The sequence below is a fragment of the Neorhizobium descurainiae genome (assembly GCF_051400715.1).
Lineage (GTDB): Bacteria > Pseudomonadota > Alphaproteobacteria > Rhizobiales > Rhizobiaceae > Neorhizobium.
This window is the reverse complement of the sequence record NZ_JBLFFK010000003.1, coordinates 77,606-103,060: the sequence shown is the minus strand read 5'-3', so window position 1 is coordinate 103,060 and position 25,455 is coordinate 77,606. Positions and strand designations below refer to the sequence as shown.

Annotated in this window: 22 protein-coding genes; 14 read left to right on the top strand and 8 right to left on the bottom strand. The window is 64.3% G+C overall.

All coding sequences use genetic code 11. The features are described from left to right. Window positions 1–219: 219 nt before the first annotated feature. The 7 genes from ACMGE0_RS07160 to rsmA all read left to right on the top strand — a co-directional run bounded on the left by ACMGE0_RS07160 (window position 220) and on the right by rsmA (window position 8,627). Complete coding sequence (locus ACMGE0_RS07160) at window positions 220–975, top strand: phosphatase PAP2 family protein (protein ID WP_436815185.1); 756 nt, start codon at window positions 220–222, stop codon at window positions 973–975. A gap of 115 nt (window positions 976–1,090) precedes the next feature. Beyond that, on the top strand, window positions 1,091–2,266 hold the full coding sequence (gene lptF, locus ACMGE0_RS07155) for an LPS export ABC transporter permease LptF (protein ID WP_436815184.1): 1,176 nt from the start codon (window positions 1,091–1,093) through the stop codon (window positions 2,264–2,266). After that, on the top strand, window positions 2,263–3,351 hold the full coding sequence (lptG, locus tag ACMGE0_RS07150) for an LPS export ABC transporter permease LptG (protein ID WP_436815183.1): 1,089 nt from the start codon (window positions 2,263–2,265) through the stop codon (window positions 3,349–3,351). Before lptF ends, lptG begins: the two co-directional genes overlap by 4 nt. Further along, window positions 3,351–5,678: an LPS-assembly protein LptD gene (locus tag ACMGE0_RS07145; RefSeq protein ID WP_436815182.1), complete on the top strand. Its 2,328-nt coding sequence runs from the start codon at window positions 3,351–3,353 to the stop codon at window positions 5,676–5,678. The genes lptG and ACMGE0_RS07145 overlap by 1 nt, the downstream gene beginning before the upstream one ends. A 133-nt stretch (window positions 5,679–5,811) precedes the next feature. After that, window positions 5,812–6,753 carry a SurA N-terminal domain-containing protein gene (locus ACMGE0_RS07140; RefSeq protein ID WP_436815181.1) on the top strand — a complete coding sequence of 314 codons (942 nt, stop codon included), beginning with the start codon at window positions 5,812–5,814 and terminating at the stop codon, window positions 6,751–6,753. A gap of 15 nt (window positions 6,754–6,768) precedes the next feature. Next, window positions 6,769–7,794, top strand: coding sequence for a 4-hydroxythreonine-4-phosphate dehydrogenase PdxA (pdxA, locus tag ACMGE0_RS07135; RefSeq protein ID WP_436815180.1), 1,026 nt, complete (start codon window positions 6,769–6,771; stop codon window positions 7,792–7,794). Continuing rightward, window positions 7,794–8,627 carry a 16S rRNA (adenine(1518)-N(6)/adenine(1519)-N(6))-dimethyltransferase RsmA gene (rsmA, locus tag ACMGE0_RS07130; RefSeq protein ID WP_436815179.1) on the top strand — a complete coding sequence of 278 codons (834 nt, stop codon included), beginning with the start codon at window positions 7,794–7,796 and terminating at the stop codon, window positions 8,625–8,627. Before pdxA ends, rsmA begins: the two co-directional genes overlap by 1 nt. Before the next feature lie 123 nt (window positions 8,628–8,750). On the opposite strand, the gene ACMGE0_RS07125 is transcribed toward rsmA, so the two are convergent. The 8 genes from ACMGE0_RS07125 to fabD all read right to left on the bottom strand — a co-directional run bounded on the left by ACMGE0_RS07125 (window position 8,751) and on the right by fabD (window position 17,098). Continuing rightward, on the bottom strand, window positions 8,751–9,944 hold the full coding sequence (locus ACMGE0_RS07125; RefSeq protein WP_436815178.1) for a TCR/Tet family MFS transporter: 1,194 nt from the start codon (window positions 9,942–9,944) through the stop codon (window positions 8,751–8,753). Window positions 9,945–10,422: 478 nt separating this feature from the next. Continuing rightward, a complete protein-coding gene (gene gmk / locus ACMGE0_RS07120) occupies window positions 10,423–11,103 on the bottom strand; it encodes a guanylate kinase (RefSeq protein WP_436815177.1) in 681 nt (226 codons plus the stop codon). Window positions 11,104–11,106: 3 nt separating this feature from the next. Further along, window positions 11,107–11,994 carry a YicC/YloC family endoribonuclease gene (locus ACMGE0_RS07115; protein WP_436815176.1) on the bottom strand — a complete coding sequence of 296 codons (888 nt, stop codon included), beginning with the start codon at window positions 11,992–11,994 and terminating at the stop codon, window positions 11,107–11,109. Window positions 11,995–12,049: 55 nt separating this feature from the next. After that, window positions 12,050–13,246, bottom strand: coding sequence for an endolytic transglycosylase MltG (gene mltG / locus ACMGE0_RS07110; RefSeq protein WP_436815175.1), 1,197 nt, complete (start codon window positions 13,244–13,246; stop codon window positions 12,050–12,052). Window positions 13,247–13,373: 127 nt separating this feature from the next. After that, the gene (gene fabF, locus ACMGE0_RS07105; protein ID WP_436815174.1) at window positions 13,374–14,636 is read right to left on the bottom strand and encodes a beta-ketoacyl-ACP synthase II; all 1,263 of its coding nucleotides are present in this window, start codon (window positions 14,634–14,636) and stop codon (window positions 13,374–13,376) included. Between the two features lie 140 nt (window positions 14,637–14,776). Then, complete coding sequence (locus ACMGE0_RS07100; RefSeq protein WP_003502080.1) at window positions 14,777–15,013, bottom strand: acyl carrier protein; 237 nt, start codon at window positions 15,011–15,013, stop codon at window positions 14,777–14,779. A gap of 288 nt (window positions 15,014–15,301) precedes the next feature. Continuing rightward, window positions 15,302–16,039 carry a 3-oxoacyl-[acyl-carrier-protein] reductase gene (gene fabG / locus ACMGE0_RS07095; RefSeq protein WP_436815173.1) on the bottom strand — a complete coding sequence of 246 codons (738 nt, stop codon included), beginning with the start codon at window positions 16,037–16,039 and terminating at the stop codon, window positions 15,302–15,304. Window positions 16,040–16,153: 114 nt separating this feature from the next. After that, complete coding sequence (gene fabD / locus ACMGE0_RS07090) at window positions 16,154–17,098, bottom strand: ACP S-malonyltransferase (RefSeq protein ID WP_436815172.1); 945 nt, start codon at window positions 17,096–17,098, stop codon at window positions 16,154–16,156. A gap of 164 nt (window positions 17,099–17,262) precedes the next feature. Here fabD and ACMGE0_RS07085 point away from each other — a divergent pair, with 164 nt between their 5' ends. From ACMGE0_RS07085 to ACMGE0_RS07055, 7 genes are all read left to right on the top strand, one after another. Continuing rightward, window positions 17,263–18,306 carry an aldo/keto reductase gene (locus tag ACMGE0_RS07085; protein WP_436815171.1) on the top strand — a complete coding sequence of 348 codons (1,044 nt, stop codon included), beginning with the start codon at window positions 17,263–17,265 and terminating at the stop codon, window positions 18,304–18,306. Between the two features lie 237 nt (window positions 18,307–18,543). Continuing rightward, on the top strand, window positions 18,544–20,643 hold the full coding sequence (locus ACMGE0_RS07080; protein ID WP_436815170.1) for a DEAD/DEAH box helicase: 2,100 nt from the start codon (window positions 18,544–18,546) through the stop codon (window positions 20,641–20,643). Between the two features lie 345 nt (window positions 20,644–20,988). Then, window positions 20,989–21,474: a 30S ribosomal protein S6 gene (gene rpsF, locus ACMGE0_RS07075; protein WP_436815169.1), complete on the top strand. Its 486-nt coding sequence runs from the start codon at window positions 20,989–20,991 to the stop codon at window positions 21,472–21,474. A 24-nt stretch (window positions 21,475–21,498) separates the two neighbouring features. Beyond that, window positions 21,499–21,747 (top strand): 30S ribosomal protein S18, encoded by a 249-nt coding sequence (rpsR, locus tag ACMGE0_RS07070; protein WP_436815168.1) that lies wholly within the window; start codon window positions 21,499–21,501, stop codon window positions 21,745–21,747. A 343-nt stretch (window positions 21,748–22,090) separates the two neighbouring features. Next, the gene (locus tag ACMGE0_RS07065) at window positions 22,091–23,065 is read left to right on the top strand and encodes a DUF2232 domain-containing protein (RefSeq protein ID WP_436815167.1); all 975 of its coding nucleotides are present in this window, start codon (window positions 22,091–22,093) and stop codon (window positions 23,063–23,065) included. A 22-nt stretch (window positions 23,066–23,087) separates the two neighbouring features. Next, a complete protein-coding gene (rplI, locus tag ACMGE0_RS07060) occupies window positions 23,088–23,666 on the top strand; it encodes a 50S ribosomal protein L9 (RefSeq protein ID WP_436815166.1) in 579 nt (192 codons plus the stop codon). Between the two features lie 260 nt (window positions 23,667–23,926). Next, a complete protein-coding gene (locus ACMGE0_RS07055) occupies window positions 23,927–25,423 on the top strand; it encodes a replicative DNA helicase (protein WP_436815165.1) in 1,497 nt (498 codons plus the stop codon). The last annotated feature ends 32 nt before the right edge of the window (window positions 25,424–25,455 follow it).

Here is a 25,455-nt window from a genome sequence, read left to right as displayed (position 1 = left end):
GGCAGCGAACGCAAGGGAAAGAGAAAACGCCGCGATCACGATGAAATTCCGACACACGGATGACATACCGGCGACACGAGATCATCAAATGCCCTTCACACTGCCATGCGAAGCAAAGGACGCCCGGGCTCATCGCGGCCCCGGGGCTGATCAGGTTTCCGTCCGAGCTTCAGGCACCCATCGATGTCGAATGCCCTATCCCTGCCCCAGATTCGGCCTGTGACCACGAGGCAGTTCTTTTCGAGACCCTGGGGGTGGTTCGTCGCGCTGATGGGGGCATGGTGGCTGCTCCTCGCGATCTTCCATCTCTTTCCGCAGCTCGATCTGTGGACGGCGGACGCTTTCTTCATAGAAGCGGCATGCGGCAGCCCCTCCGCCGAGGTCCGGATCTGCGGCAGCTTTCCCTACGGCACGCAAGCGGCCTTCGTCGTGATCCGGCGCGCGCTCTTCTACCTGCCTCCGGTGATCGCGCTTTATCTCCTCTGCCGCCTGATCGCCAATTCCCAGCATCACGGCGCCACCTATTGCCGGCGCAAGACGCGCGACTGTTCGATCGCCCTGACGGCCTTCCTGCTCGGCCCCCTCGTTCTGGTGAACATGATCCTGAAAGAGGTTTCCGACCGTCCTCGCCCCCATCAGACCGATCTCTTCGGCGGCAGGGACGTTTTCATGCCGGCCGGCGATTTCCAGGGAGCCTGCGACGGCAACTGCTCCTTTGTTTCCGGAGAGGCCGCCGGCGCCGGCTGGCTGGCCTGCCTGATCGTGCTCCTGCCGAAACCGCTCCGCCCGGTGCTCGGCCCGCCGCTGATCGTCATATCGCTCATCTCGCCGGCGCTCAGGACTTCCTTCGGCGGCCATTACCTGTCCGACGTAACACTCGGCTGGCTGTCGTCGCTGGTGATCTATGCCGGCGTGGCGGCATGTTTCGAAATGTCACAGCCGCGAAGAAAACTGAATCCGCAAACAAATTTGTGACGCCGGCCCTGTCGCAAACGCCGCGCCAATCGCTTAGATAAGCGCAACCCTCATCCCGGAAGGCGGCAGCAATGCCGTCCCGCCGGATGACAGAAATGCAAGACGTCTAGGCCGGATGAAGCTTCTCGAACGCTACATATTGCGCCGGATTTTCCAGATGTTCCTGGTGGCGCTCCTGCCGGTGCTCACCATCATCTGGACCATCCAGGTGCTCGGACGCATCAACCTGGTCACGGACACGGGCCAGTCGATGGGCTCGTTCGCGACCCTTGCCACCTATATCCTGCCCACCATCATCCCGGTCGTCCTGCCGTTTGCGCTCGTCATCGGCATCACTCAGACGCTGACGGCGATGAACAACGATTCGGAGCTGCCGGTCATCGACGCGGCCGGCGCCACCCGCAGCATCATCTACCGGCCGGTGCTGATGCTCGGCATCGCGCTCAGCCTGTTCTCCTTCCTGGTGACGAATTTCGTCGAGCCGCCGTCGCGCGTCGCCGCCCGCCAGATGGTCGCCGCGGCTTACGCCGACCTGCTCTCCTCCGTGATCGAGGAAAAGACCTTCCGCAGCATCGAGAACGGGCTCTACGTGCAGATCTCGGAGCGTCATTCCGGCCGCATCCTCAAGGGCCTGTTCGTCGTCGACTACCGCGATCCCAATTTCGACCTGATCTATTACGCCCGCGAAGGATCGATCGACGAAAGCGGCACGTCGCTGACCATGCGCGACGGCGAGGTCCACCGCAAAGCCGCCGACGGGCGCATTTCGATCATCAAGTTCGTCTCCTATGCCTTCGACCTTTCGGCCATGGCGAAATCGGAAGGCGGACTGCCGCAATATTCCTCCGACCGCAGCCTCGGCTTCCTGCTGAACCCCGATCCCAACGATCCGGTCTACCAGAAGTCGCCGCATACCTATCGGGCCGAGCTTCACCGCCGCCTTTCCGACTGGCTTTACCCCATCACCTTCGCGCTGATCTCGCTGGTCATCGCCGGCAATACCCGGTCGCACCGGCAGTTGCGCGTGCATCCGATGGTCTATGCGCTGTTCCTCGCCTTCATCATCCGATGGCTCGGCTTCTCGGCGACCAACCTCGTCGAGCGCAATCCGCTTTATGCGCCGCTTCCCTATGCGGTTCCTGTCGTCAGTTCGCTGGTCGCGCTCTATCTTCTCGCCACCAACCGGCATTTTTCGACGCCTGCCTTCGTCACCCGCGGCATCTCGCGCCTGACGAACAGCGTGCAGCGGCGCCTCGATCCCAAACCCAGCTCGGGCGGAGGCGGGGCATGATCTTCTCGACGCTCGGACGGTATTTCTTCCGCCGCTACATCGTCACCGCGCTCTGGTTCATGCTCGGCGTCAGCGCCATCATCTTCCTCGCCGATTTCAGCGAGACGAGCCGCCGCATGTCGGGCTTCGTCGGGTACACCGTTTACGGCGGGCTCGCGATGACAGCCATGCGCGTGCCGTCCATCCTGCAGCAGGTCATCCCGACGCTGAGCCTCTTCATCGGCATGACGGTGCTGATCGCGCTCAACCGGCGCTACGAACTGGTGGTGACGCGGGCGGCCGGCATCTCGGTCTGGCAGTTCATCTCCCCCTTCGTCGCCGGCGCCTTCCTGATCGGCCTCGCCACGCTTCTCGTCGTCAATCCGCTCGCCGCCTGGGGCCAGCGCGAATCGGCCTCCATGGAGGCGAGCTGGCGCGAGGCGAGCAACCGCAGCCGCCCGTCCAAGTTCGTTCCGTGGATCCGCCAGATCAGCGGCGACGACGATACGATCATCGGCGCCAAGAGCTATCAGGAGAACGGAACCTTCCTCATCGACGTGGTCGCGTTCCACTTCGACAAGGATGGCCGCGTCCTCATGCGGCAGGACGCCAAGACCGCAAAATTGGAAGATGGTTACTGGCTGCTTAACAACGTCCTGGAAAACCGGCCGGGCGAAATTCCGGTGCGTCGCGAGACCGCACAGGTTCGCACCAACTTGAAGCAGGAATATATCCAGGAGAGCCTGGCGCAGCCCGAAACCGTTGCGTTTTTTGATCTTTCCAGAAAAATCGAGGTCGGCAAATCTTTCGGCATATCCACAAAGGCGCTCGAGACGCAGTATCACTCCATGCTGTCCCTGCCTGTCCTGCTCGTCGCCATGACTCTCATTGCTGCAACAGTCTCGTTAAAATTCAGCCGGTTCGCCCAGTCCCGGTCGGTGATTCTGGGTGGAATAGTTTCCGGCTTCGTGCTTTATGTCGTCACGGTGCTTGTCAAAGCATTCGGGAGCAGCGGGGCGATTCCGCCTCTCGTGGCGGTCTGGATTCCAGTCATCGTCGCGACGGCGTTGGGGACGACGATTCTGCTTCACCAGGAGGATGGCTAGTGGCGGTAAGTGACCGCAAAAACATAAGACGGCTCGCCGCCGCCCTGTTGACAGGTGTGTCTGTATGCGTTCTCGGCGTATCGGCAACGACAGTGCATGCGCAAAGCCTGGTACCTGCGCCCGCGGCCGCGGATGACGCCAAGCTTCTCTTGCGCGCCAACGAGCTCGTCTACAACCAGGATGCCCAGCAGGTCACCGCCACCGGTGGCGTGCAGATGTATTACAACCGCTACCGCATGGTGGCGCAGCGCGTTCAGTACGACCAGCGGACCGGCCGCGTCATGGCGACCGGCAATATCGAGCTGATCGAGCCGGGCGGAACCCGCGTCTATGCGGACGAGCTCGACGTCACCGACGATTTCGGCGAAGGCTTTTTGAACACCCTTCGCGTCGAGACCACCGACAATACCCGCCTGGCAGCGGAAAGCGCCGAGCGCCAGCAGGGCGACCTGATGGTGCTCAACAATACGGTCTACACCGCCTGCCTTCCCTGCGCCCGCACGCCGGGCAAGGCGCCGCTCTGGCAGGTGAAGGCCGAACGCGTCATCCGCAACGGCCAGACCCACACGATCCGCCTGGAAAACGCGCAGTTCGAGCTTTTCGGACTGCCGCTCGGCAGGCTGCCCTTCGCCATCGAGGTGCCGGACGAAACCGTCGAGCGCAAATCCGGCCTCCTCTTCCCGCGGTTTTCCGCCAGCGACAATCTCGGCTTCGGCGTGACGGTGCCTTATTACCATGTCTTCTCGCCGAGCATGGACGCGACGATCAGCCCGACCTACTATTCGAGCCAGGGCCTGCTGATCGAGGGAGAAGTCCGCAACCGGTTCGACAACGGCGAACATACGTTCCGCTTCGCCGGCATCCACCAGCAGGACCCCGGCGCCTTCAACCCCAACACCAGCGACCGGACGGACAACCGCTTCATGGTCGCGTCCAAGGGCGAGTTCCAGATCAATCCCCGCTGGACCTTCGGCTGGGACGTCATGGCGCAGACCGACAACAACTTCTCGCGGACCTACGACCTCGAAGGCGTCGACAACGAGATATTCACCAACGACGTCTACCTGACGGGGCTTGGGACGCGGAACTACTTCGACCTGCACGGCTATTATTTCAACGTCCAGGACGACGCGGACGAAAACACGCGCGAGAGGCAGCAGGCGGTCGTCTATCCCTCGCTCGACTACAGCTATTATGCGCCGGAGCCGATCCTCGGCGGCGAGTTCTCGGTCACCGCCAACATCACCAATCTCTCCCGCCGGGAGGACGACTGGTATCATGAGGGCACGACCGACCGCTTCCCGGGTCTTGAAGGCAGCTACAGCCGCTTCACCGCGGAAGCGGAATGGAAGCGGACCTTCAACGCGCTCGACGGCCTGCTTCTGACCCCGATCCTCGCCGCCCGCGGCGACGGCATCAGGACGACGAGTTCGGGCACGCCGGGCGTCTATCTGGGCGACCTCGAGGAAGGCGGCAATGGCCGGTACATGGTCACCGCCGGGCTCGAAGCCCGCTATCCGGTCCTGCTCACCACCGAGAACACCAGCCATATCATCGAGCCGATCGCCCAGATCTTCGTCCGTCCGGACGAGCAGATGGCCGGGAGCCTGCCCAATGAGGACGCCCAGAGCTTCGTCTTCGACGCGACCAGCCTTTTCGAGCGCGACAAGTTCTCGGGCTTCGACCGCGTCGAGGGCGGCACGCGCGCCAATGTCGGCGTGCGCTACACCGGCTCGTTCGCGAACGGCGTCGGTGTGAGGGGCATTTTCGGCCAGTCCTATCAGATCGCCGGGAGGAATTCCTTCGCCACCGAGGATCTGGTCCAGGCAGGCGCCAATTCCGGTCTCGAAACCAGCGTTTCCGACTATGTCGCGATGGCGGCCATCGACCTGCCGCAGGGCTTCACGGTCGCCACCAACACCCGCTTCGACGAAAAGACCTTTGCGGTGAAGCGCACCGACGTCTCGTTCGGCTACACCACGCCGCGCCTCAGCGGCACGCTCGTCTACACCCAGGTCGACGAGCAGCCGGAATACGGTTCCGACGAGGCGACCGACGTGCTCAAGCACTCCATGTCCTTCCGGATCAACGAGAATTGGTCGCTCGCCGGCACCGCCACCTGGGACCTCACCGAAAAGGACGTGATCCGCCGCGGCATCGGCATCAGCTATGCGGACGAGTGCACGATCTTCACGCTCGCCTATACGGACAAACCCTCGGACACGGCAGCCAACGACTGGACCGTCAGCGCACGCCTGAGCTTCCGCACGCTCGGCGACATCAACATCGGCTCGACGACGGATTACGACCAGGACTACCGGTACTGACGGCGGCCGCCGGTTGGGCGTTCGTCATCGTTTCGCCGCAAGAATTGTGCAAGCGGGCGCAAATATAGTAAGAGAAGGCGAGGCTGGTGGGCTCAGGTTGAGGATCCACCGGGGCGGGAAAGGAATTGGTATCATGTTTGCAATGACCGCAACGCGCAGGCTGGCGCTGGCCGTGGCCGTCCTGGCCGCTTCCGTCGTCGTCCAGCCGGTCGTCCAGCAGGCCCAGGCCGCCAGCGAGATCGCAGCCGTCGTCAACAGAACGCCGATCACCAGCACGGATGTGGCGCGCCGCGCCGCCTTCCTGAGGCTGCAACGGCAGAAGTCCGATACCAAGACGGCCCGCGAGGCGATGGTGGACGAGGTCCTGAAACGTCAGGAAATCGCCCGCGTGAAGATGTCGGTCAGCACCGACGACGTCGACCAGGCCTTCCAGCGCTTCTCCGCCAGCAACAAGATGACGCCGCAGCAGATGGGCCAGGTCCTCGATCGGGCCGGCGTCGGCGTCGAGCATTTCAAGAACTACATCGCCGTGCAGATGAGCTGGCCGCGCCTGGTCAATGCCCGCTATGGCGGCGCCCGCGGCCGCATGTCGAGCCAGGAACTCGTCACCCGCATGATGGAAAACAAGGAAAAACCGGTCACCACCGAGTATTTCCTGCAGCAGATCATTTTCGTCGTGCCCGCCGCCAAGCGCAACGCGATCCTCGGCAAGCGCCAGCAGGAGGCGAACGCCTCCCGCTCGAAATTCCCGGGCTGCGACCAGTCCAAGGAGTTCGCCGCGACGATGCGGGACGTCTCGGTCCGCAGCCTCGGCCGCGTCCTTGCCCCCGAACTGCCGGAAGAGTGGAAGCCGCTGATCGAAAAGGCCTCGGGCGGCACCACTGCGACCCGCGTCACCGACCGCGGCGTCGAGTTCCTGGCCATCTGCAACCAGCGCCAGGTTTCGGACGACTTCGCAGCCGAAGTGGTCTTCCGCGCCGAAGACCTCACCAAGGCGCAGAAGGAAGGCGCGAACCCGAACGAGAAGAAGTATCTCGACGAACTGCGCGGCAAGGCCCAGATCGACTACCGCTGACAGACCGGAGTGCCCATGCCGCTTGATCGTCCGCTTGACCGCCCTCTGGCGCTGACCCAGGGCGATCCCGCCGGCATCGGTCCGGACATCACGATTGCCGCCTGGGCCGCGCGCGACAGATACGCTCTCCCGCCCTTCCTCTTCCTCGGCGACCCCGCCGTGCTGAAATCCCGCGCCGCGCTCATCGGCATCGACGTGCCGATCCGGGAAGCGGAGGCGGAGAACGCCGTTTCCGTCTTCGCGGATGCCCTGCCCGTCCTGCCGGTCCCTGCCGGCGTGGAAGTCGCCGTCGGCGAGCCGCATGTGGCGACCGCGAGGGGTACGATCGGCGCGATCGAGAAGGCCGTTTCCCTGTGCTTCGAAGGCAAGGCGGCCGGCACGGTCACCAATCCCATCGCCAAGTCGATCCTCTACCAGGCTGGTTTCGGCTTTCCCGGCCATACGGAGTTCCTGGCCGACCTTGCCGAGAAGGCGACGGGCAGAAGAATCCGGCCGGTGATGATGCTGGCCGGCCCTAAACTGCGCGCCATTCCGGTCACCATCCATATCCCTCTGAAGGACGTGCCGGCGGCGCTGACCGAAGAGCTGATCGCCGAAACCTGCCGGATCGCGCATCACGACCTCAAGACCCGTTTCGGCATCGAGAAGCCGCGGCTCGCGGTCGCCGGGCTCAACCCGCATGCGGGCGAGGACGGCGCGATCGGCCGCGAGGACCAGGACATCATTCATCCCGCGGTCTTCAAGCTGCGCGCAGAGGGCATCCACGTCTTCGGGCCGCTGCCCGCCGACACCATGTTCCACGACGAGGCGCGCGCCCGCTACGACGCGGCGATCTGCATGTATCACGACCAGGCGCTGATCCCGGCCAAGGCGCTCGGCTTCGACACGTCCGTCAACGTCACGCTCGGCCTGCCCTTCATCCGCACCTCGCCGGATCATGGAACGGCCTTCGGCATTGCCGGCCAGGGGATTGCCCGCGAAACGAGCCTCGTCGAGGCGATCAGGCTCGCCGGCGCGCTGGCGTCAAGGGCCACGGCATAATGGCGACACTCGATGGTCTGCCGCCGCTGCGCGACGTCATCCAGCGCCACGGGCTCGATGCGCGAAAAGCGCTCGGCCAGAATTTCCTGCTCGACCTCAACCTCACGCAGAAGATCGCCCGCAGCGCCGGTCCGCTCGACGGCGTCACCGTGATCGAGGTCGGCCCCGGGCCCGGCGGGCTCACCCGCGCCATCCTGTCGCTCGGCGCCGAAAAGGTCGTCGCCATAGAGCGGGACAGCCGCTGCCTGCCAGCGCTCGCCGAGATCGGCGAACATTATCCCGGGCGGCTCGAAGTGATCGAAGGCGACGCGCTGAAGACCGATTTTGCTGAGATCGCCGGGCAGGGCCCCGTCAGGATCATCGCCAACCTGCCCTACAATGTCGGCACGCAATTGCTGGTCAACTGGCTGCTCCCCGAAGACGGAAAATGGCCGCCCTTCTGGGAAAGCCTGACGCTGATGTTCCAGAAGGAAGTGGGATTGCGCATCGTCGCCGACGAGGACGACGACCATTACGGCCGGCTCGGGGTGCTCGCCGGCTGGCGGACGGAGACGCGCATGGTCTTCGACGTGCCGCCGCAGGCCTTCACGCCGCCGCCGAAGGTCACCTCGACGGTCGTGCATCTGACGCCACGGGAAAATCCCCTGCCCTGTGATGTGAACAAGCTGGAGCGCGTCACCCACGCCGCTTTCGGCCAGCGCCGAAAAATGCTGCGCCAGAGCCTCAGGCCGCTCGGCGGCGAGGCCCTGCTCGTCAAGGCCGGCATCGACCCGGCAAGGCGGGCGGAAACGCTCTCGGTGGAAGAGTTCGTCAGATTGGCGAATTTACTTTGAGGGCGCGACCGCAGCACCCGATGCACCTGTCGGCTGTCGGCGCCCTTCGGCCTTAGCGGATGTTGCCGTCCTCCTCGCCCTCGGCCGGAGACGTGCCCGTGGCCCACGTTTCCGAAAACGACGCTACGCCGTTGGGTCCGCGACCGGTTTTGCCAGGCGCAGGCCGAGAACAAGCGGTATGCCGATCGCGTAAACGACGACGACCGACAGCCAGATCGCGCCGGGCCATTGCTCCCTGACGACGAAATAGAAGCTCGAGAAAACCAGCGGAGCGATGATCGAGGCGAGGCTCACCGCCGATGCCAGCACGCCCTGGAACTGGCCCTGCCGGCTTTCATCGACCTGGCGGGTCGCCAGGGACTGTAGTGCGGGCACGCCGATGCCGCCGAGAGCGAAGACCGGCATGATCGCGAAGATGACCCAGCTCTCCGTCGCGAAGGCCATGACGATCAGCGCGATGCAGGTACCGGCGACACCAACCAGGATGGCAGCACGCTCGCCGAGCAACCTTACGGCCGGCCCCGGAAGGAGGGCCTGAGCGAGCGTCTGGCAGACACCGAAGGCGCCGAGGGAAAGGCCGATCCAAAGCCCATTCCATTGAAACGTGTCGCTTCCCCAGAGGGCCCAGCAGGTGCCATAGGCCTCGCCGGTCGCGCTGAAGATGAAGAAAGTGAAGACGATGGGCAGCACGCTCTTCACGGAGACGACCCAGCGCAGCGGCCGAAGGGGATTGAGTGCGCTCAGGTCGATCTTCTCCCGGCTGGGCGTGCGCGATTCCGGCAGCATCAGGAACGCCAGCAGAAGATTGCCGGCGTTCAGCGCGGCCGCCGCGATGAAGGGCAGCCGCAGCCAATAGTCTCCAAGGGCGCCGCCAAGCACGGGGCCAATGATGAAACCCATGCCGAACATGGCGTTGAACAGGCCGAAGCGGCGCGCGCGCGCGTCCTCGGAGGAAATGTCGGTGATGTAGGCGGTCGCCACTGAGATGTTCGCGCTCGTGAGACCGGCGATGGCGCGACCGATCAGCAGCATCCAGAGATTGGGCGCAAAAGCCAGGAACACATAGTTGACGGCCGCGCCGGCAAGCGAGATCAGGAGCACGGGCCGACGGCCCAGGCGATCGCTGAGGGCGCCGAGCACCGGCGCGAAAATGAACTGCATGACCGCGTAGAGGGCGGTCATCGTGCCGATGTAGGGCGCCACATCCTCGGCGTGTGTTACGTTCCGCAACAGCGAGGGCAGGATCGGAAAGATGAGGCCGATGCCCACGGCATCGAGGACAATGGCGGTGAAAATGACGACAAGTGATCTGTTCATGGCGCGTTCCGTTGGACGCAAGCATGCAGCGCCGCCAGGCGCCGATGGCTCGCGGTTGGGCCTGAGAGGTTGTCAGGCGTTTCTGTTCTTGGAAAACGCTGGCCGAACCATGCTCGAAAGCGCATGGATGGCGTGTGCTTGACCACCTGGACGACAATTCGTCCACCTGTTTACTCCGCCACTGAGCGGATCAAGGAAAGCGGTCGCTTTTCGCGATAAAGCCCACTTACACCAGGAGACTGGGCGCAACAAGTCCCCTTTTCGCCAATGATGAATGACTTGTAAGCGTTCACCGGGGCCGCCTTTCTCAGGCGGTCCATGGCTCGTTACATCGCCGTCAGCGCGTCTCGGTCGGGAAAACCTGTTCGGTAACGGCGACGCGAAAATCGGCCTTTGCCACGCTCGCCTCCAGTGGCGGAACGCGATGCCTACGTTTGCACCAGGAAATATCCCGCCGATCTTGGCTCTTTGCCGATCCTCAGAGCTTCGGCTCTTCCGTCAGCAGGCCTTCGACGAATTCGAACAGGCCGTGGCGGCGGTCGCGGCGGATGCGTTCGGCGCCGACGATGTGCTCCACCGCGTGGAAGGCGTTGTCGAGATCGTCGTTGACGATGACATAGTCGTATTCCCGCCAGTGTTCGATCTCGGCGCGGGAATTCAGGAGCCGCGTGCGGATCACCTCTTCGCTGTCCTCGGCGCGGCGGTGCAGGCGCGACTGCAGCTCGGTCATGGTCGGCGGCAGCACGAAGATCGACACGACATCCGCCTTCATCTTCTCCTGGAGCTGGCGGGCGCCCTGCCAGTCGATGTCGAACAGCATGTCGCGGCCCTCCGCCATGGCGGTCTCCACCGGCTCGCGCGGCGTGCCGTAGAAATTGCCGTGCACCTCGGCCCATTCGAGAAGCGCATCGGAATCGCGCAGCCGCTCGAATTCGCGGATGGAAATGAAGTGGTAGTGCTTGCCGGCGATCTCGCTCGGGCGGCGCTGGCGGGTGGTGACGCTGACGGAGATGCCGAGGGTCGGATCGGATTCCAGAAGATTGCGGGCGATCGTCGATTTGCCGGCGCCGGAGGGCGAGGAGAGAACCAGCATCAGCCCCCGCCGGGCGATCTTCACGGGCGAGGACGGCTTGCCCTGGGGCGATTGGGCCGGGCTCATGACCTACTCCAGATTCTGGACCTGTTCGCGGAACTGGTCGATGACGACTTTCAATTCGATACCGGCTGCGGTTACAGCAGCGGAATTCGATTTGGAACAGATCGTATTCGATTCCCGGTTAAATTCCTGTGCAAGGAAATCTAGCCTGCGCCCGACCGGCCCGCCCTTGTCGATGAGTTCGCCGGCGGCCGCGACATGCGCCTTCAGCCGGTCGATCTCCTCGCGGAGATCCGCCTTGGTGGCAAGCAGCGCCGCTTCCGCATGCAGCCGGTCGCGATCGAGCGTCGGCGCCTCCTGCAGCAGCGCCGCAAGCTGGAAGGAAAGCCGCTTTGCGATCTCGTCGGGCAGGCGGGACGGATCGGCCTCCACCACCTGAACCAGTTCGGCGATTCGGGCGACCTGCCCCTTGAGCACCGCGGCCAGCGCCGCTCCCTCGCCCTCGCGCATCCGTCCGAGATGGACCAGCGCCTCGCCGAGGCCGGCGAAGATCGCGGCGTCGCGGGCTGCGATCGCCTCCTCGTCCTCTTCCGGCTCGCGGATATCGACAAGTCCCCGGATGCCGAGCAGCGTATCGAGCCGCAGCGGCGACGGATCGACCAGATCGCCGAGCTCCTCGCGCAGCGCCAGCACGGCGGCGAGCGCTTCGCGGTTCAGTACCGCCTCCATCCTGGTTTCGGTGACGGTCAGGTTGAGGGTCGCCTGCAGATTGCCGCGCGAGAACTTTTCCGAAATCAGCCGGCGGACATCCGGCTCAAGCCGTTCGAGCCCCGGCGGCAGGCGCAGCCGCATATCCAGGCCCTTGCCGTTCACCGAGCGCAGTTCCCATGCAAAGCGGTTGCGCCCGCTCGACCCTTCGCTGCGGGCAAAACCGGTCATGGACTGCAGGGTCATCGGCGTCTCCAGATAATGTTCAGGCCGCTGCCGCGCTTCGAGGAGGTAAGGCGGGTCAATTGCTCGTCGGCGGCTTTTCCGCCTCGTCGCCGCCCGGCTGGCCATCGACGACGGCATCCGGACTGGCGGCGCGCTCGGCCTCTATCCTGCGCCAACGGCGGACATTGGCATTGTGTTCCTCCAGCGTCGCGGCGAAGACATGGCCGCCGGTGCCGTCGGCCACGAAATAGAGGTCCTTGGTGCGCCAGGGATTGGCGACGGCCTCCAGCGCCGCCCGCCCGGGATTGGCGATCGGCGTCGGCGGCAGGCCCTTGATCTGGTAGGTGTTGTAGGGCGTCGGCTTGGCGAGGTCCGATTTGAAGATCGGCCGGTCGGAGGGTTTTCCCTCCCCGCCGAAGAGCCCGTAGACGATCGTCGGGTCCGATTGAAGGCGCATGCCCCTCTCAAGCCGGTTGATGAAGACCGACGCCACATGGGCGCGCTCGTCATCCTTGCCGGTCTCCTTCTCGACGATCGAGGCGAGCACGACAAATTCCTCCTTCGTCTTGATCGGCAGGTCCGGATCGCGGCGTTCCCAGATCTGATCGACCATCCTCTGCTGCGCCACGCGCATCTGCTGGATGATGTCGGCCCGCTTGCTGCCGCGCGAGAACTTGTAGGTGTCGGGGCGCAGGCTCCCCTCCGCCGGCAGTTCGGCCGGCAGGTCGCCTTCGAGCACCGGGTCTTCCGCGAGCCGCAGCATCATCTGTCGGACGGTCAGCCCTTCCGGCAGGACGACGGAATAGAGGATCGACCTGCCCTCCTCCAGGACTTCCATGATGTCCTTCATGGAAGCATGCGCCTTGATCTCGTATTCGCCGGCCTTGAGGGTCTCGCCGCCGCGCAGGTAGCTCGCCGTCACATAGCGGAAGACGCGGGCATCGGAGATGATGCCGTTGCGTTCGAGATTGCTGGCGATCTCGGCCAAGCCGGCGCCGGGGCGAACCATGAAATGCGTGTTGGCCTCCAGCGGGCCCGGATCCTGGAAGGCCGAGATCATGTAATAGAAGCCGGCGACCGCGGCCACGCAGATGACGACGACCATCGTCATCACGAAGTTCAGGAAGATGACGACCTGGCTGCGCGCCTTCTTCGAACGCCGCGGCGGCTCGGGTACGCGCTCCGGCTTCAGGGCCTCGTTCGGCGATTTCGGGATGATCGGCCCCCTGCCGTTGCCGGGCGGCAGCTCACTGGCATGATTCGTGTCGCTCAACCGCGCCCCCCTAGAAATTCGTTGCTTTCGACCGCTGTTTGGCCAAGCAATGCGGCAAAAAACAGGTCCAGCAGATGATATCAGCCGGACCGGAAAGTCCAGCCGTCATTCCGGGCACAGCGTTCAACTATGCGTCGTACCGGCGCAGCACGAGGGAGGCGTTGGTGCCGCCGAAACCGAAGGAATTGGACAGCGCCACGTTGATCTCCCGCTTGCGCGCCTTGTGCGGCACGAGGTCGATCGCCGTTTCGACATCGGGATTGTCGAGGTTCAGCGTCGGCGGCGCGATGTTGTCGCGGATCGCCAGCGTCGAGAAGATCGCCTCGACCGCCCCGGCAGCCCCCAGGAGATGGCCGATCGCCGACTTCGTGGACGACATCGATATCCTCGAAGCGGCATTGCCGACGAGACGCTCGACGGCGCCGAGCTCGATCGTGTCGGCCATGGTCGAGGTGCCGTGCGCGTTGATGTAGTCGATATCGGAAGCCACGATGCCGGCCCGCTTCAAGGCGGCGGACATGCAGCGGTAGGCGCCCTCGCCGTCCTCCGAGGGCGCGGTGATGTGGAAGGCGTCGCCGGAAAGGCCGTAGCCGACGACTTCCGCGTAAATCTTGGCGCCGCGCGCCCTGGCATGCTCCAGCTCTTCGAGGACGACGATGCCGGCGCCCTCGCCCATGACGAAACCGTCGCGGTCGCGGTCATAGGGGCGCGAAGCCTTCCGAGGCTCGTCGTTATGCTGGGTGGACAGCGCCTTGCAGGCGGCAAAGCCCGCCAGCGAGATGCGGCAGATCGGCGATTCCGCGCCGCCGGCGACCATCACGTCCGCATCGCCGAGCGCGATGAGGCGCGCCGCGTCGCCGATCGCGTGCGCGCCGGTGGAACAGGCCGTAACGACGGCGTGGTTCGGGCCGCGCAGCTTGTGGCGGATCGATACCTGGCCGGAGACCAGGTTGATCAGGCGGCCGGGGATGAAGAAGGGCGAAATGCGGCGAGGCCCCTTGTCGCGCAGCGTATAGCCCGCCTCGACGATGCCTTCGAGGCCGCCGATGCCCGAGCCGATCAGCACGCCGGTGGCGATCTGGTCCTCGTCCGTCCGAGGATGCCAGCCGGCATCTTCGAGCGCCATGTCGGCGGCGGCCATGCCGTAGATGATGAAGGGATCGACCTTGCGCTGTTCCTTCGGCTCCATCCAGTCGTCGGGATTGAAGGTGCCTTCGGAGCCGTCGCCGGTCGGAATGCGGCAGGCGATCTTGGCAGGAAGGTCGTCGACCTCGAATTCCGTCACCAGGCGGGCGGAATTCCTGCCGGCGAGCAGCCGCTGCCAACTGACTTCCGTTCCGCATCCAAGAGGAGATACCATGCCGGTACCGGTGATAACGACCCGTCTCATCGCCAGCGTTCCACCCTGTATTTTCTCATGTTTAGAACGTTTCCTCACTCCAGGGACCAGCCCTAAGTGCTGAAACGGCCCGTGCGAGCGGGCCGTTGTCGGGATCTGCCTTAGGCTCTATCCCCAATTTATCGCGTCGATCAGGCCTGAGCCTTCTCGATGAATTTCACGGCATCGCCGACGGTCAGAATGGAATCGGCAGCGTCGTCCGGGATTTCAACGCCGAACTCTTCCTCGAAAGCCATGACCAGTTCGACGGTGTCGAGCGAGTCAGCGCCAAGATCGTCGATGAAGCTGGCGCCTTCGACGACTTTGTCGGCATCGACGCCGAGATGGTCAATAACAATTTTCTTCACGCGTTCTGCGATATCGCTCATGTCGGTTTCCTCGACCTTTTGTCTTATCGAATGCCCGCTTGGCATCCGCATCCCTGTTAGAACCCGCAACCGCCGCCGTCTCGACGCCGGTGCCGGCAAACCCGTTCGCCCCTCGTCAGGTTCCAGCCATCTCACGCTCACGCAATATGACGGCCTGCATTTCGGGGTGACCATTCACAGTCATTGGCCCGCTTAACACGGTTTCAGTGTTCCGCAAAGCCAGAATTTGTTCCATCCCACAGCCGCCAACAACCGATTGCAACGCACTTCGAGATGCCGCCCGGCGGATCAGATCATCGCCATGCCGCCGTTGACGTGTATCGTCTGGCCCGTGACGTAACTCGCCTCGTCGGAGGCAAGATAAAGGACGGCGGCGGCGATGTCCGCGCCGGCGCCCATGCGCTTCATCGGGATCGCGCCGAGGATCGCTTCCTTCTGCTTGTCGTTGAGCTTGCCGGTCATGGCGCTTTCGATGAAGCCGGGCGCCACGCAGTTGACCGTCACGTTGCGGGTGGCGATCTCCTGGGCGAGCGACTTGGAGAAGCCGATCATGCCCGCCTTGGAGGCGCAGTAGTTCGCCTGGCCCGGATTGCCGGTGACGCCGACCACGGAGGTGATGTTGATGATGCGGCCATGGCGGCGGCGCATCATCGGATGGGTAAGCTCGCGCGTCAGGCGGAAGACCGCCGTCAGGTTCACTTCGAGGACCGAATCCCAGTCCTCGTCGCTCATGCGGACGAAGAGGCCGTCCTTGGTGATGCCGGCATTGTTGACGAGGATGTCGACGCCTCCGAGCTCGGCTTCCGCCTTCTCGCCGAGCGCCTTCACCTCGGCGCGGTCGGACAGGTTGGCCGGGAAGATCTTCACCCGGTCGCCGAGCTCGGCGGCCAGCGTCTCCAGCTTCTCGACGCGCGTGCCGTGCAGGCCGACCACGGCCCCCTGCTTGTGCAGCATCCTTGCGATCTCTTCGCCGAGCCCGCCGGTCGCGCCCGTCACCAGTGCCTTGCGGCCGGTCAAATCAAACATGATGTTGTCCTCTTTTTAGAGCGAATAGCGAATAGCGAATAGCGAATAGATTTTCATCGCATCATCGCAGGCTCTTTCTATTCGCTACTCCCTATTCGCTATTCGCTATTCCAATCAGCCAACAATGGCGGCGAGCGCCGTCTCGATATCGGCCGGCGTGTTGACGGCAATGCCGGAAATATTCTTGTCGATGCGGCGGGCAAGGCCGGTCAGCACTTTTCCCGAACCGATCTCGTAGAGTGTCGTGACGCCGTTGGCGCCGAACCATTCGACCGTCTCGCGCCAGCGCACCTGGCCGGTCACCTGGGTGACGAGCAGCTTGGCGATCTCGTCCGCGTCATAGGCGGGGGCGGCGCGCACGTTGGCGATCACCGGCACGACCGGGTTCTTCTTTTCCACCTTGTCCAGCGCGTGGCGCATGGCGTCCGCCGCCGGCGCCATCAGGTCGCTGTGGAAAGGAGCGGAAACGGGAAGCATGATGGCGCGCTTGGCGCCCTTTTCGGTCGCGAGCGCCGCCGCCTTCTCGACCGCCGCCCTGGAGCCGGAGATGACGAGCTGGCCGCCGCCGTTGTCGTTGGCGATCTGGCAGACGCCTTCGGCCTTTGCCTCTGCACAGACGGCCTCGACGTCCTCATGCTCCAGGCCGATGATCGCCGCCATGGCGCCCTGCCCGACCGGCACCGCCGTCTGCATGGCGTCGCCGCGGATGCGCAAGAGCCGCGCCGTATCGGCGAGCGAGAAGGTTCCGGCGGCACAGAGGGCCGAATATTCCCCGAGCGAGTGGCCGGCGACATAGGCGACCTTGTCGGCAAGGTTGAGGCCGCGCGCCTCCATGACGCGGATCGCCGCCATCGAAACGGCCATCAGGGCCGGCTGCGCGTTGGCGGTCAGCGTCAGCGTCTCTTCCGGGCCGTTCCACATGATGTCGGAAAGTTTCTGGCCGAGCGCCTCGTCGACGGCCGCGAAGACCGCACGGGCTTCCGGAAAGGCGTCCGCCAGATCCTTGCCCATGCCGACGGCCTGGCTGCCCTGCCCCGGGAACGTGAATGCGATGCTCATGGGATATGTCCTTCCCTCATGCTTTGCGCCTCTCCATTCACATTTGGGCATCCCGAGTCAAGGAAGCACGCCTGCAAAACCGCTGAAAAGCCTGGATATTGCCTCTTGCGCTGCAGCAAATCCCGCTTAAAGTCCGCCTGCTTTTCAGGACGGGACTTCATTTCATGAAATATAAGAGACTCGGCCGCACGGAACTCTCCGTGTCGGAAATCTGCCTCGGCACCATGACCTGGGGAACGCAGAACACGGAAGCGGAAGCCCATGAGCAGATGGATCATGCTTTCGAGAACGGCATCAACTTCTTCGACACGGCCGAACTCTATCCGACCACGCCCGTGGGACCCGAGACCTATGGCCGGACGGAGGAGATCATCGGCACGTGGCTGAAGAAAGGCGGCAAGCGCGGAAACCTCATCCTTGCCTCCAAGATCGCCGGCAGCGGCCGGCCGCATATCCGCGGCGGGCGCGACATCGGCGCGGCAACCATCCGCGAGGCGCTCGACGCCAGCTTGAAACGCCTGCAAACCGACTATCTCGACCTCTACCAGATCCACTGGCCGAACCGGGGCACCTATCATTTCCGCAATTCCTGGACCTTCGACGCGACCGGGCAGGATCGCGAGAAGGCGGCGGCGGACATCGCCGAAATCCTCGAAACGCTGGGCGAACTCACGAAGGAGGGCAAGGTCCGCGCCGTCGGCCTTTCCAACGAAAGCGCCTGGGGCACGCTGAAATACCTGCGCCTTTCCGAGGAGAAGGGCCTGCCGCGGATCGCCTCGATCCAGAACGAATACAACCTCCTCTACCGGCAGTTCGATCTCGATCTTGCGGAAACCGCCCATCACGAGAATGTCGGGCTGATGGCCTATTCGCCGCTCGCCGCCGGCATCCTGACCGGCAAGTACCGGAACGGCGCCCGCCCCGCAGGGTCTCGGGCGACGATCAACAGGGACCTCGGCGGACGCCTGCAGCCGCTGCAGGAGCCGGCGGTGAGGGCGTATGTCGAGGTGGCGGCGAAGCACGGCCTGGACCTCCCGCAGATGGCGCTCGCCTTCTGCCTCTCGCGGCCCTTCACGACGTCCGTCATCATCGGCGCGACATCGATGGCGCAGCTCAGGACCGACATGGCGGCCGCCGATCTGAAGCTTTCCGAAGAGGTGATGAAGGACATTGCCGAGGTTCACCGGCAATATCCGATGACGCTGTAAGCGGAAAACGCTTATGCGAAAACCGTGCCGGGAGCGTTGTTCCGGCACGGCCGGCAATCCGGAGGCGGCGGGCCCGACGCCACTCCCTTGCCCGACGGCGCCCCTCAGAGGCCTGAGCCACCATGATCGCCGCGGATTTTGACATTTGCCTTCGGAATGGGTAGGACCCGCCGCAATGTGCGGCTGCGATCATTGCGGCCACGGCGCGCGCGCCGGAAAAATCCGAAAGACCGACAGATGACCGATTACAACGGCGCCCTCCCGGCGATCGCCAAGGCGTTGGAGAAACGCGGCTACGTAACCCTGACCCCGGTTCAGCAGGCGATGCTCGACCCCGCCCTGGTCGGGTCCGATGCGCTCGTTTCGGCGCAGACCGGCTCGGGCAAGACGGTCGCCTTCGGGCTTGCCATGGCCCCCACCCTCCTCGGCGAAGAGGAAAGGTTCCGCCGGGCCGGCAGCCCGCTCGCGCTCGTCATCGCCCCCACCCGCGAGCTCGCGCTGCAGGTCAAGCGCGAGCTCGAATGGCTCTACGAGATGACCGGCGCGGTGATCGCGAGCTGCGTCGGCGGCATGGATATCCGCAGCGAGCGCCGGGCGCTGGAGCGCGGCGCCCATATCGTCGTCGGCACGCCCGGCCGTCTCTGCGACCACATCCGCCGTAATGCGCTCGACATGTCGGAGATCAAAGTCGCCGTATTGGACGAGGCGGACGAGATGCTCGATCTCGGTTTCCGCGAGGATCTGGAATTCATCCTCGAAGCCGCTCCCGACGCCCGGCGGACGCTGATGTTCTCGGCAACCGTGCCGGCGGCGATCGCCAAGCTCGCCAGGAGCTACCAGCGGGACGCGGTGCGCATCTCGACGGCGGCGGAGGAAAAGCAGCATGTCGACATCGAATACCGCGCGCTGGTCGTCGCACCGGCCGACCGCGAGAATGCGATCATCAACGTGCTCCGCTATTACGAAGCGACCAATGCGATCGTGTTCTGCTCGACCCGCGCGGCCGTGAACCATCTGACCGCGCGTTTCAACAACCGCAATTTCTCCGTCGTCGCGCTGTCCGGCGAGCTGACCCAGAACGAGCGCACCCACGCGCTGCAGGCGATGCGCGACGGCCGCGCCCGCGTCTGCATCGCGACCGACGTCGCCGCCCGCGGCATCGACCTGCCCGGTCTCGACCTCGTCATCCATGCCGACCTGCCGACCAATCCCGAAACGCTGCTCCACCGCAGCGGCCGCACCGGCCGTGCGGGACGCAAGGGCATCAGCGCGATGATCGTTCCGCTGAACGCCCGCCGCAAGGCCGAGCGCCTGCTGGACGGCGCCGGCATCGCCGCCGCCTGGGCTCGCCCGCCATCGGCCGAAGACGTGCAGCAGCGGGACGAGGAACGTCTGCTCGCCGATCCGATCTTCGAAGATGCCGTACGAAGCGAAGACGAAGAGGCCCTCGTCGCAAAGCTCGTCGCCCGGCATAGCGCCGAAAAGCTCGCGGCTGCTTTCGTCAGCCTCTACCGGGGCAGATATTCGGCACCGGAAGACCTGGCGGAGGTCTCGCTCGACGGCGGCCGGAAGCCACGCGATGCCGGCGGCGAACGGGGCGATCCGGCCTCCCGGCCGCTGACGCCGCGGGGCGATTTCGGGCCGGCCGTGTGGTTCTCGCTCTCCGTCGGACGCAAGCAGCGCGCCGAACCGCGATGGCTCATCCCGACGATCTGCCGCAGCGGCGATCTCACCAAGAGCGAGATCGGCGCGATCAAGATGCAGGCGGATGAGACCTTCGTCGAAATCGCCGCCGACCATGCAGACCGCTTCCTGCAGAAGCTCGGCAAGGACCGGATGATGGAACGCGGCATCCGCGTGACGCGGCTCAGGGAAGCGCCGGATTTCAGCAGGTTCAGCCGCGAGGCGGCCGAGGATGGCCGCACGCCGCGGGAAGGACCCCGCCTGGACAAGCCCGGAAAGGACGGCCCCCGGACGGAGGGACCCTGGAAGAATGCCCCCCGGAAAGACAGGCCTTTCAAAGACAAGCCTTTCAAGGACGGGCCTTTCAAGGACGGGCCGCGCAAGGATTGGCAGGGAAAGGGCAAGCCCGCCGGGAAGGACCGCGACGAGCGGCGCCTCGACGACGAGGTCTGGGGCAGCCGGCCGAAGGGCAAGCCCGACAGGAAGCCGGCCGATGGCAGGGGCAATGCCCGGGCCGCCGAGGTACGCGATGCCGGCTCTCCCGAAAAATCCTTCAGGGAGAAGCCTTTCAGGGACAAGCCTTTCAGGGACAAGGCGCCCAGGAAGGACAAGCCGAAAACCGGCGGAAAGGGCAAGCCTGACCGGCGGACCTGACCTGCTGACGGCGGGGTGACGCGCATTCGCACGTCACCGCAAGAACCTGACACCGCAGGAAGATGCTGCAAACGATGTGTCGGCGCCCCCTTGCCTTCTTTCCAAAAATCCGTATAAGCGCGCTGTTCGAAACACCCGGTCTTCTGGCTGGTGGCTGAACGGAGGGCAGGTTCGCGAAAGCGGACCGCAGGGACCAAAGGGTCCAAGCCTCCCGTGTCTCCGCTCTCGACCGTCTCGATCAAACAACTTTTCTTGCTTGGCTTTCCAAAGCCTCTCAGGAGCAGTCGTTGAGGCTTAGCCGCCGAGGTCCGGGTCAAGACAACCGCAAGAAAAGGCAAAGCTTACATGGCTCTTTACGAACACGTATTCCTTGCCCGGCAGGATATGTCGCCGCAGCAGGTTGATGCCCTCGTCGAACAGTACAAGGGCGTCATCGAAGCGAACGGTGGCAAGGTCGGGCGCGTAGAAAACTGGGGTCTCAAGTCCCTCACCTACCGCATCAAGAAGAACCGCAAGGCTCACTACGCCCTGATGGACATCGACGCGCCGGCTCCGGCCGTGCACGAGATGGAACGCCAGATGCGCATCAACGAAGACGTCCTGCGCTACATGACGATCGCCGTCGAGAAGCACGAGGAAGGCCCGTCCGCGATGATGCAGAAGCGCGACCGCGACGACCGTCCGCGCCGCGACGGCGACGACCGTGGCCCGCGCCGCGACTTCGGCGACCGCCCGCCGCGCCGCGAATTCGGCGACCGTCCTCCGCGTGAAGGCGGCTTCGGCGATCGTGGTCCCCGCCCGGACCGCGCTCCGCGCGAAGACCGTGCGTAACCTGAGCTAGAAGGAGAAAAGACAATGGCTGACGTATCCTCCGCTCCGGCACGCCGTCCGTTCCACCGCCGCCGCAAGACCTGCCCGTTCTCGGGCGCCAATGCGCCGCGGATCGACTACAAGGACGTACGCCTCCTGCAGCGCTACATTTCCGAGCGCGGCAAGATCGTTCCGTCCCGCATCACGGCCGTTTCCCAGAAGAAGCAGCGCGAACTCGCCCAGGCGATCAAGCGCGCCCGCTTCCTCGGCCTGCTGCCCTACGTCCTGGCGTGATATGAAATATCAGCCTTCGGATTCCTGATCCGAGGGTTGGACAGACTGCCGGCAAAGCCGCCACACGCTCCTCCGTCATGCTCGGGCTTGTCCCGAGCATCTGCAACGATAAGATTTTATCGAGGAATGCAGATCCTCGGCACAAGGCCGAGGATGACGCCGAGTAAGAGGCAAGGTTTGCCAACAAACCAACCGACCCTTGGATTAGGAATTCAAGAGTCGGACCTCCCTTCCGCGATGGGCGCGGATCGGAAACCCTAAATCCCATGTTGGGGACGAAGGACCTGAGAAGAAGATTCAGGTACCCTCCCCTAACTGCTTGAATTGGCAGGACAGCGAGACCGTGACGAACAAGTATCAGACCGTGCTGCCCACCGGCATCCTCGCCGGCATTGCCGCCACCCTGCTCGTGCTGGGTGCGAACGCGCAGTCGTCTTTCGCGTCCATGCTTTATGCCGCCTCCGCGCTGCCGATCCTGGTCGCGGGCCTCGGCTGGGGCAACCGCGCCGCCGTCGTCGGCATCGTGACGGCGGCCGTGCTCGGCGCTCTCCTCGTCTCGCCACTCTTCGCGCTCGCCATGGCGGTCTTCACGCTGATCCCGGCGGGCTGGCTCAGCCACCTCGCCAACCTGGCGCGTCCCGCCTCCGAGCTCGGCGGACCGGACAACCTGATGGCCTGGTATCCGATCTCGGACATCCTGCTGCATCTCTGCGGCCTCGTCACGGTCGCGGTCATCGCGCTCGGCGTCGTCATCGGCTACGGACCGGAGCTCACCGGGCAGATGGTCGACGCCATGACCGAGGCGCTCAAGACCCAGGAACCCGCCTTCACGCCGGACCCGGCCGGCATGGAACAGACCAAGGCGATGCTCGTGCTGATGCTGCCGCTGGTGCAGGGCGGCATCTGGGTCATGCTGCTGTTTGCCGCCTTCTACATCGCCGTGCGCATCGTCTCCCGCTCCGGCCGGGCGCTTCGCCCGCGCGAGGACATGCCGTCGGCGCTGCGCATGAACCGGCATGCCATCTTCATCTTCCTCGCCGGCATCCTGCTCACCTTCCTGGGCGGCGTTCCGGCGCTGATCGGCGCGGTGATCTGCGGCACGTTCGGCGCCGGTTTCCTGATGGCGGGTTTCGCCTCCATCCATTTCCGCAGCCAGGGCAAGGATTGGCGCGTGCCGGTCCTCGTCCTCTGCTACCTCGCTTCGATGCTCCTCCTGCCGGCGATCGCCATCCTCGTGCTCGGCCTGTCCGACACGCGGCGGACGATCGCGCTCACCCCGGTCAAGGCGCCGATCAATCCCGATGAAAACAAGAATTGAGACTTAGAAAGGAAATCCAACCATGCAAGTCATCCTGCTCGAACGCGTGCCGAAGCTCGGCCAGATGGGCGAAGTCGTGAAGGTTCGCGACGGTTTCGCCCGCAACTTCCTGCTGCCGCAGGGCAAGGCGCTGCGCGCCAACGAAGCCAACAAGAAGCGTTTCGAAACCGAGCGCGCCACGCTCGAGGCCCGCAACCTGGAGCGCAAGGGCGAAGCCCAGAAGATCGCCGAAGTGCTCGACGGCAAGTCCTTCGTCATCGTCCGCGCCGCCGGCGAAACCGGCCAGCTCTACGGCTCGGTCGCCGCCCGTGACATCGTCGAGACGCTCGCCGCCGAAGGCTTCAACATCGGCCGCAACCAGGTCGATCTCAACCACCCGATCAAGGAGATCGGCATCCACAAGGTCACGCTGCACCTGCATTCGGAAGTCGAGATCTCGGTCGACGTGAACGTCGCCCGTTCGCCGGAAGAAGCCGAGCGCCAGGCCAAGGGCGAAAGCCTCACCTCCGTCGACGCCATCTACGGCGTGGACGAAGATGCCCTGCGTCCGGAAGACTTCTTCGATCCGGAAGCCGCCCGCGAGGAAGAAGACGAAGCCTGATCGCCCGCGACAGATCATTCAAAAACGCCCGGCCCCGCAAGGTCCGGGCGTTTTTTTGTCCGTTTCGGTATAGAATGGCGGTTGGCTCGGGCGATTCGGCGCCCGTCGCAGTCAATCGGTTTTACCGTTTCACAGCGTTTTTTGTTTTCTGCTGCGAGCGGCTCTGTGGATTGCTGTGGGAATCGCTTTTGCGCGTATCGCCCCGAGCCCCGAGCATCTACAACCGAAAACCTTGACGGACAGGGACGGATAAAAAGACCATGAACGACGCCGTGCGCAAGCTCGCCAATCTCCAGCCGGCCGAACCTCATTACCGCGAAGCTCCGAACAATATCGAGGCCGAACAGGCGCTCTTGGGCGCTATCCTCGTCAACAACGACGCCTATTACCGCGTCTCGGATTTTTTAAAGCCCGTCCATCTCTACGAGCCCCTGCACCGGAAAATCTTCGAGGTCGCCGGCGATATCATCCGCATGGGCAAGACCGCCAATCCGGTGACGATCAAGACCTTCCTGCCGACCGAGGAGAAGGTCGGCGACCTGACGGTGGCGCAGTATCTCGCCCGTCTCGCGGCCGAGGCCGTGTCGATCATCAACGCCGAGGACTACGGCCGGGCGATCTACGACCTGGCGCTCAGGCGCGCGCTGATCACCATCGGCGAGGACATGGTCAACATCGCCTATGACGCGCCGCTCGACATGCCGCCGCAGACGCAGATCGAGGATACCGAGCGCCGCCTCTTCGAGCTTGCCGAGAACGGCCGCTACGACGGCGGCTTCCAGTCGTTCAACGATGCGGTGGCGCTGGCGATCGACATGGCGGGGGCGGCCTTCGAGCGCGACGGGCATCTCTCCGGCATCTCGACCGGCATCATGTCGCTGGACGCCAAGATGGGCGGGCTGCAGCGCTCCGACCTGATCGTGCTTGCCGGCCGTCCCGGCATGGGCAAGACCTCGCTCGCCACCAACATCGCCTACAATATCGCGGCCGCTTACGAACAGGACGTCAATCCGGACGGTACGTTCAAGGCGAAGAACGGCGGCGTCGTCGGCTTCTATTCGCTCGAAATGTCGGCCGAACAGCTCGCCACCCGCATCATCTCTGAGCAGACGGAGGTCTCGTCGTCGAAAATCCGCCGCGGCGACATCACCGAGGCCGACTTCGAGAAGCTCGTCGCCTGCAGCCAGATGATGCAGAAGGTGCCGCTCTTCATCGACCAGACCGGCGGCATCTCGATCGCCCAGCTCTCCGCTCGCGCAAGGCGCCTGAAGCGCCAGCGCGGCCTAGACTGCCTGGTGGTCGACTATATCCAGCTCATGACCGGCGCCGGCAAGGCGGGCGAAAACCGCGTGCAGGAAATCACCCAGATCACCACGGGCCTGAAGGCGCTCGGCAAGGAGCTGAACGTGCCGATCATCGCACTCTCGCAGCTCTCGCGCCAGGTGGAAAGCCGCGAGGACAAGCGCCCGCAGCTTTCCGACCTGCGCGAATCGGGCTCGATCGAGCAGGACGCCGACGTGGTGCTCTTCGTGTTCCGCGAGGAATATTACGTGAAGAACATGGAGCCGCGCGATATTTCCGATCCGAAATACCCGGAATGGGAAGCGCATATGGACAAGGTGAAGGGCACGGCGGACGTCATCATCGCCAAGCAGCGCCACGGACCGACCGGCACGGTGAAGCTCGCCTTCCAGTCGGAATATACCCGCTTCGCCGATCTGGCCGATCCGAGCTTCACGCAATACGAAGAGCATTGAGATCGGTTCGATTTGACAGACCGCCTTCATGT

Excerpts from the sequence above, each read along its gene's own strand:
- fabG (WP_436815173.1), bottom strand. The coding sequence starts at position 16,039 with ATGTTTGATTTGACCGGCCGCAAGGCACTGGTGACGGGCGCGACCGGC.
- ACMGE0_RS07080 (WP_436815170.1), top strand. The coding sequence starts at position 18,544 with ATGACCGATTACAACGGCGCCCTCCCGGCGATCGCCAAGGCGTTGGAG.
- pdxA (WP_436815180.1), top strand. The coding sequence starts at position 6,769 with ATGCCGCTTGATCGTCCGCTTGACCGCCCTCTGGCGCTGACCCAGGGC.
- ACMGE0_RS07085 (WP_436815171.1), top strand. The coding sequence starts at position 17,263 with ATGAAATATAAGAGACTCGGCCGCACGGAACTCTCCGTGTCGGAAATC.
- fabD (WP_436815172.1), bottom strand. The coding sequence starts at position 17,098 with ATGAGCATCGCATTCACGTTCCCGGGGCAGGGCAGCCAGGCCGTCGGC.
- rpsR (WP_436815168.1), top strand. The coding sequence starts at position 21,499 with ATGGCTGACGTATCCTCCGCTCCGGCACGCCGTCCGTTCCACCGCCGC.
- gmk (WP_436815177.1), bottom strand. The coding sequence starts at position 11,103 with ATGAGCCCGGCCCAATCGCCCCAGGGCAAGCCGTCCTCGCCCGTGAAG.
- ACMGE0_RS07055 (WP_436815165.1), top strand. The coding sequence starts at position 23,927 with ATGAACGACGCCGTGCGCAAGCTCGCCAATCTCCAGCCGGCCGAACCT.
- ACMGE0_RS07115 (WP_436815176.1), bottom strand. The coding sequence starts at position 11,994 with ATGACCCTGCAGTCCATGACCGGTTTTGCCCGCAGCGAAGGGTCGAGC.
- lptF (WP_436815184.1), top strand. The coding sequence starts at position 1,091 with ATGAAGCTTCTCGAACGCTACATATTGCGCCGGATTTTCCAGATGTTC.
- rpsF (WP_436815169.1), top strand. The coding sequence starts at position 20,989 with ATGGCTCTTTACGAACACGTATTCCTTGCCCGGCAGGATATGTCGCCG.
- rplI (WP_436815166.1), top strand. The coding sequence starts at position 23,088 with ATGCAAGTCATCCTGCTCGAACGCGTGCCGAAGCTCGGCCAGATGGGC.
- lptG (WP_436815183.1), top strand. The coding sequence starts at position 2,263 with ATGATCTTCTCGACGCTCGGACGGTATTTCTTCCGCCGCTACATCGTC.
- rsmA (WP_436815179.1), top strand. The coding sequence starts at position 7,794 with ATGGCGACACTCGATGGTCTGCCGCCGCTGCGCGACGTCATCCAGCGC.
- ACMGE0_RS07100 (WP_003502080.1), bottom strand. The coding sequence starts at position 15,013 with ATGAGCGATATCGCAGAACGCGTGAAGAAAATTGTTATTGACCATCTC.
- ACMGE0_RS07125 (WP_436815178.1), bottom strand. The coding sequence starts at position 9,944 with ATGAACAGATCACTTGTCGTCATTTTCACCGCCATTGTCCTCGATGCC.
- fabF (WP_436815174.1), bottom strand. The coding sequence starts at position 14,636 with ATGAGACGGGTCGTTATCACCGGTACCGGCATGGTATCTCCTCTTGGA.
- ACMGE0_RS07140 (WP_436815181.1), top strand. The coding sequence starts at position 5,812 with ATGTTTGCAATGACCGCAACGCGCAGGCTGGCGCTGGCCGTGGCCGTC.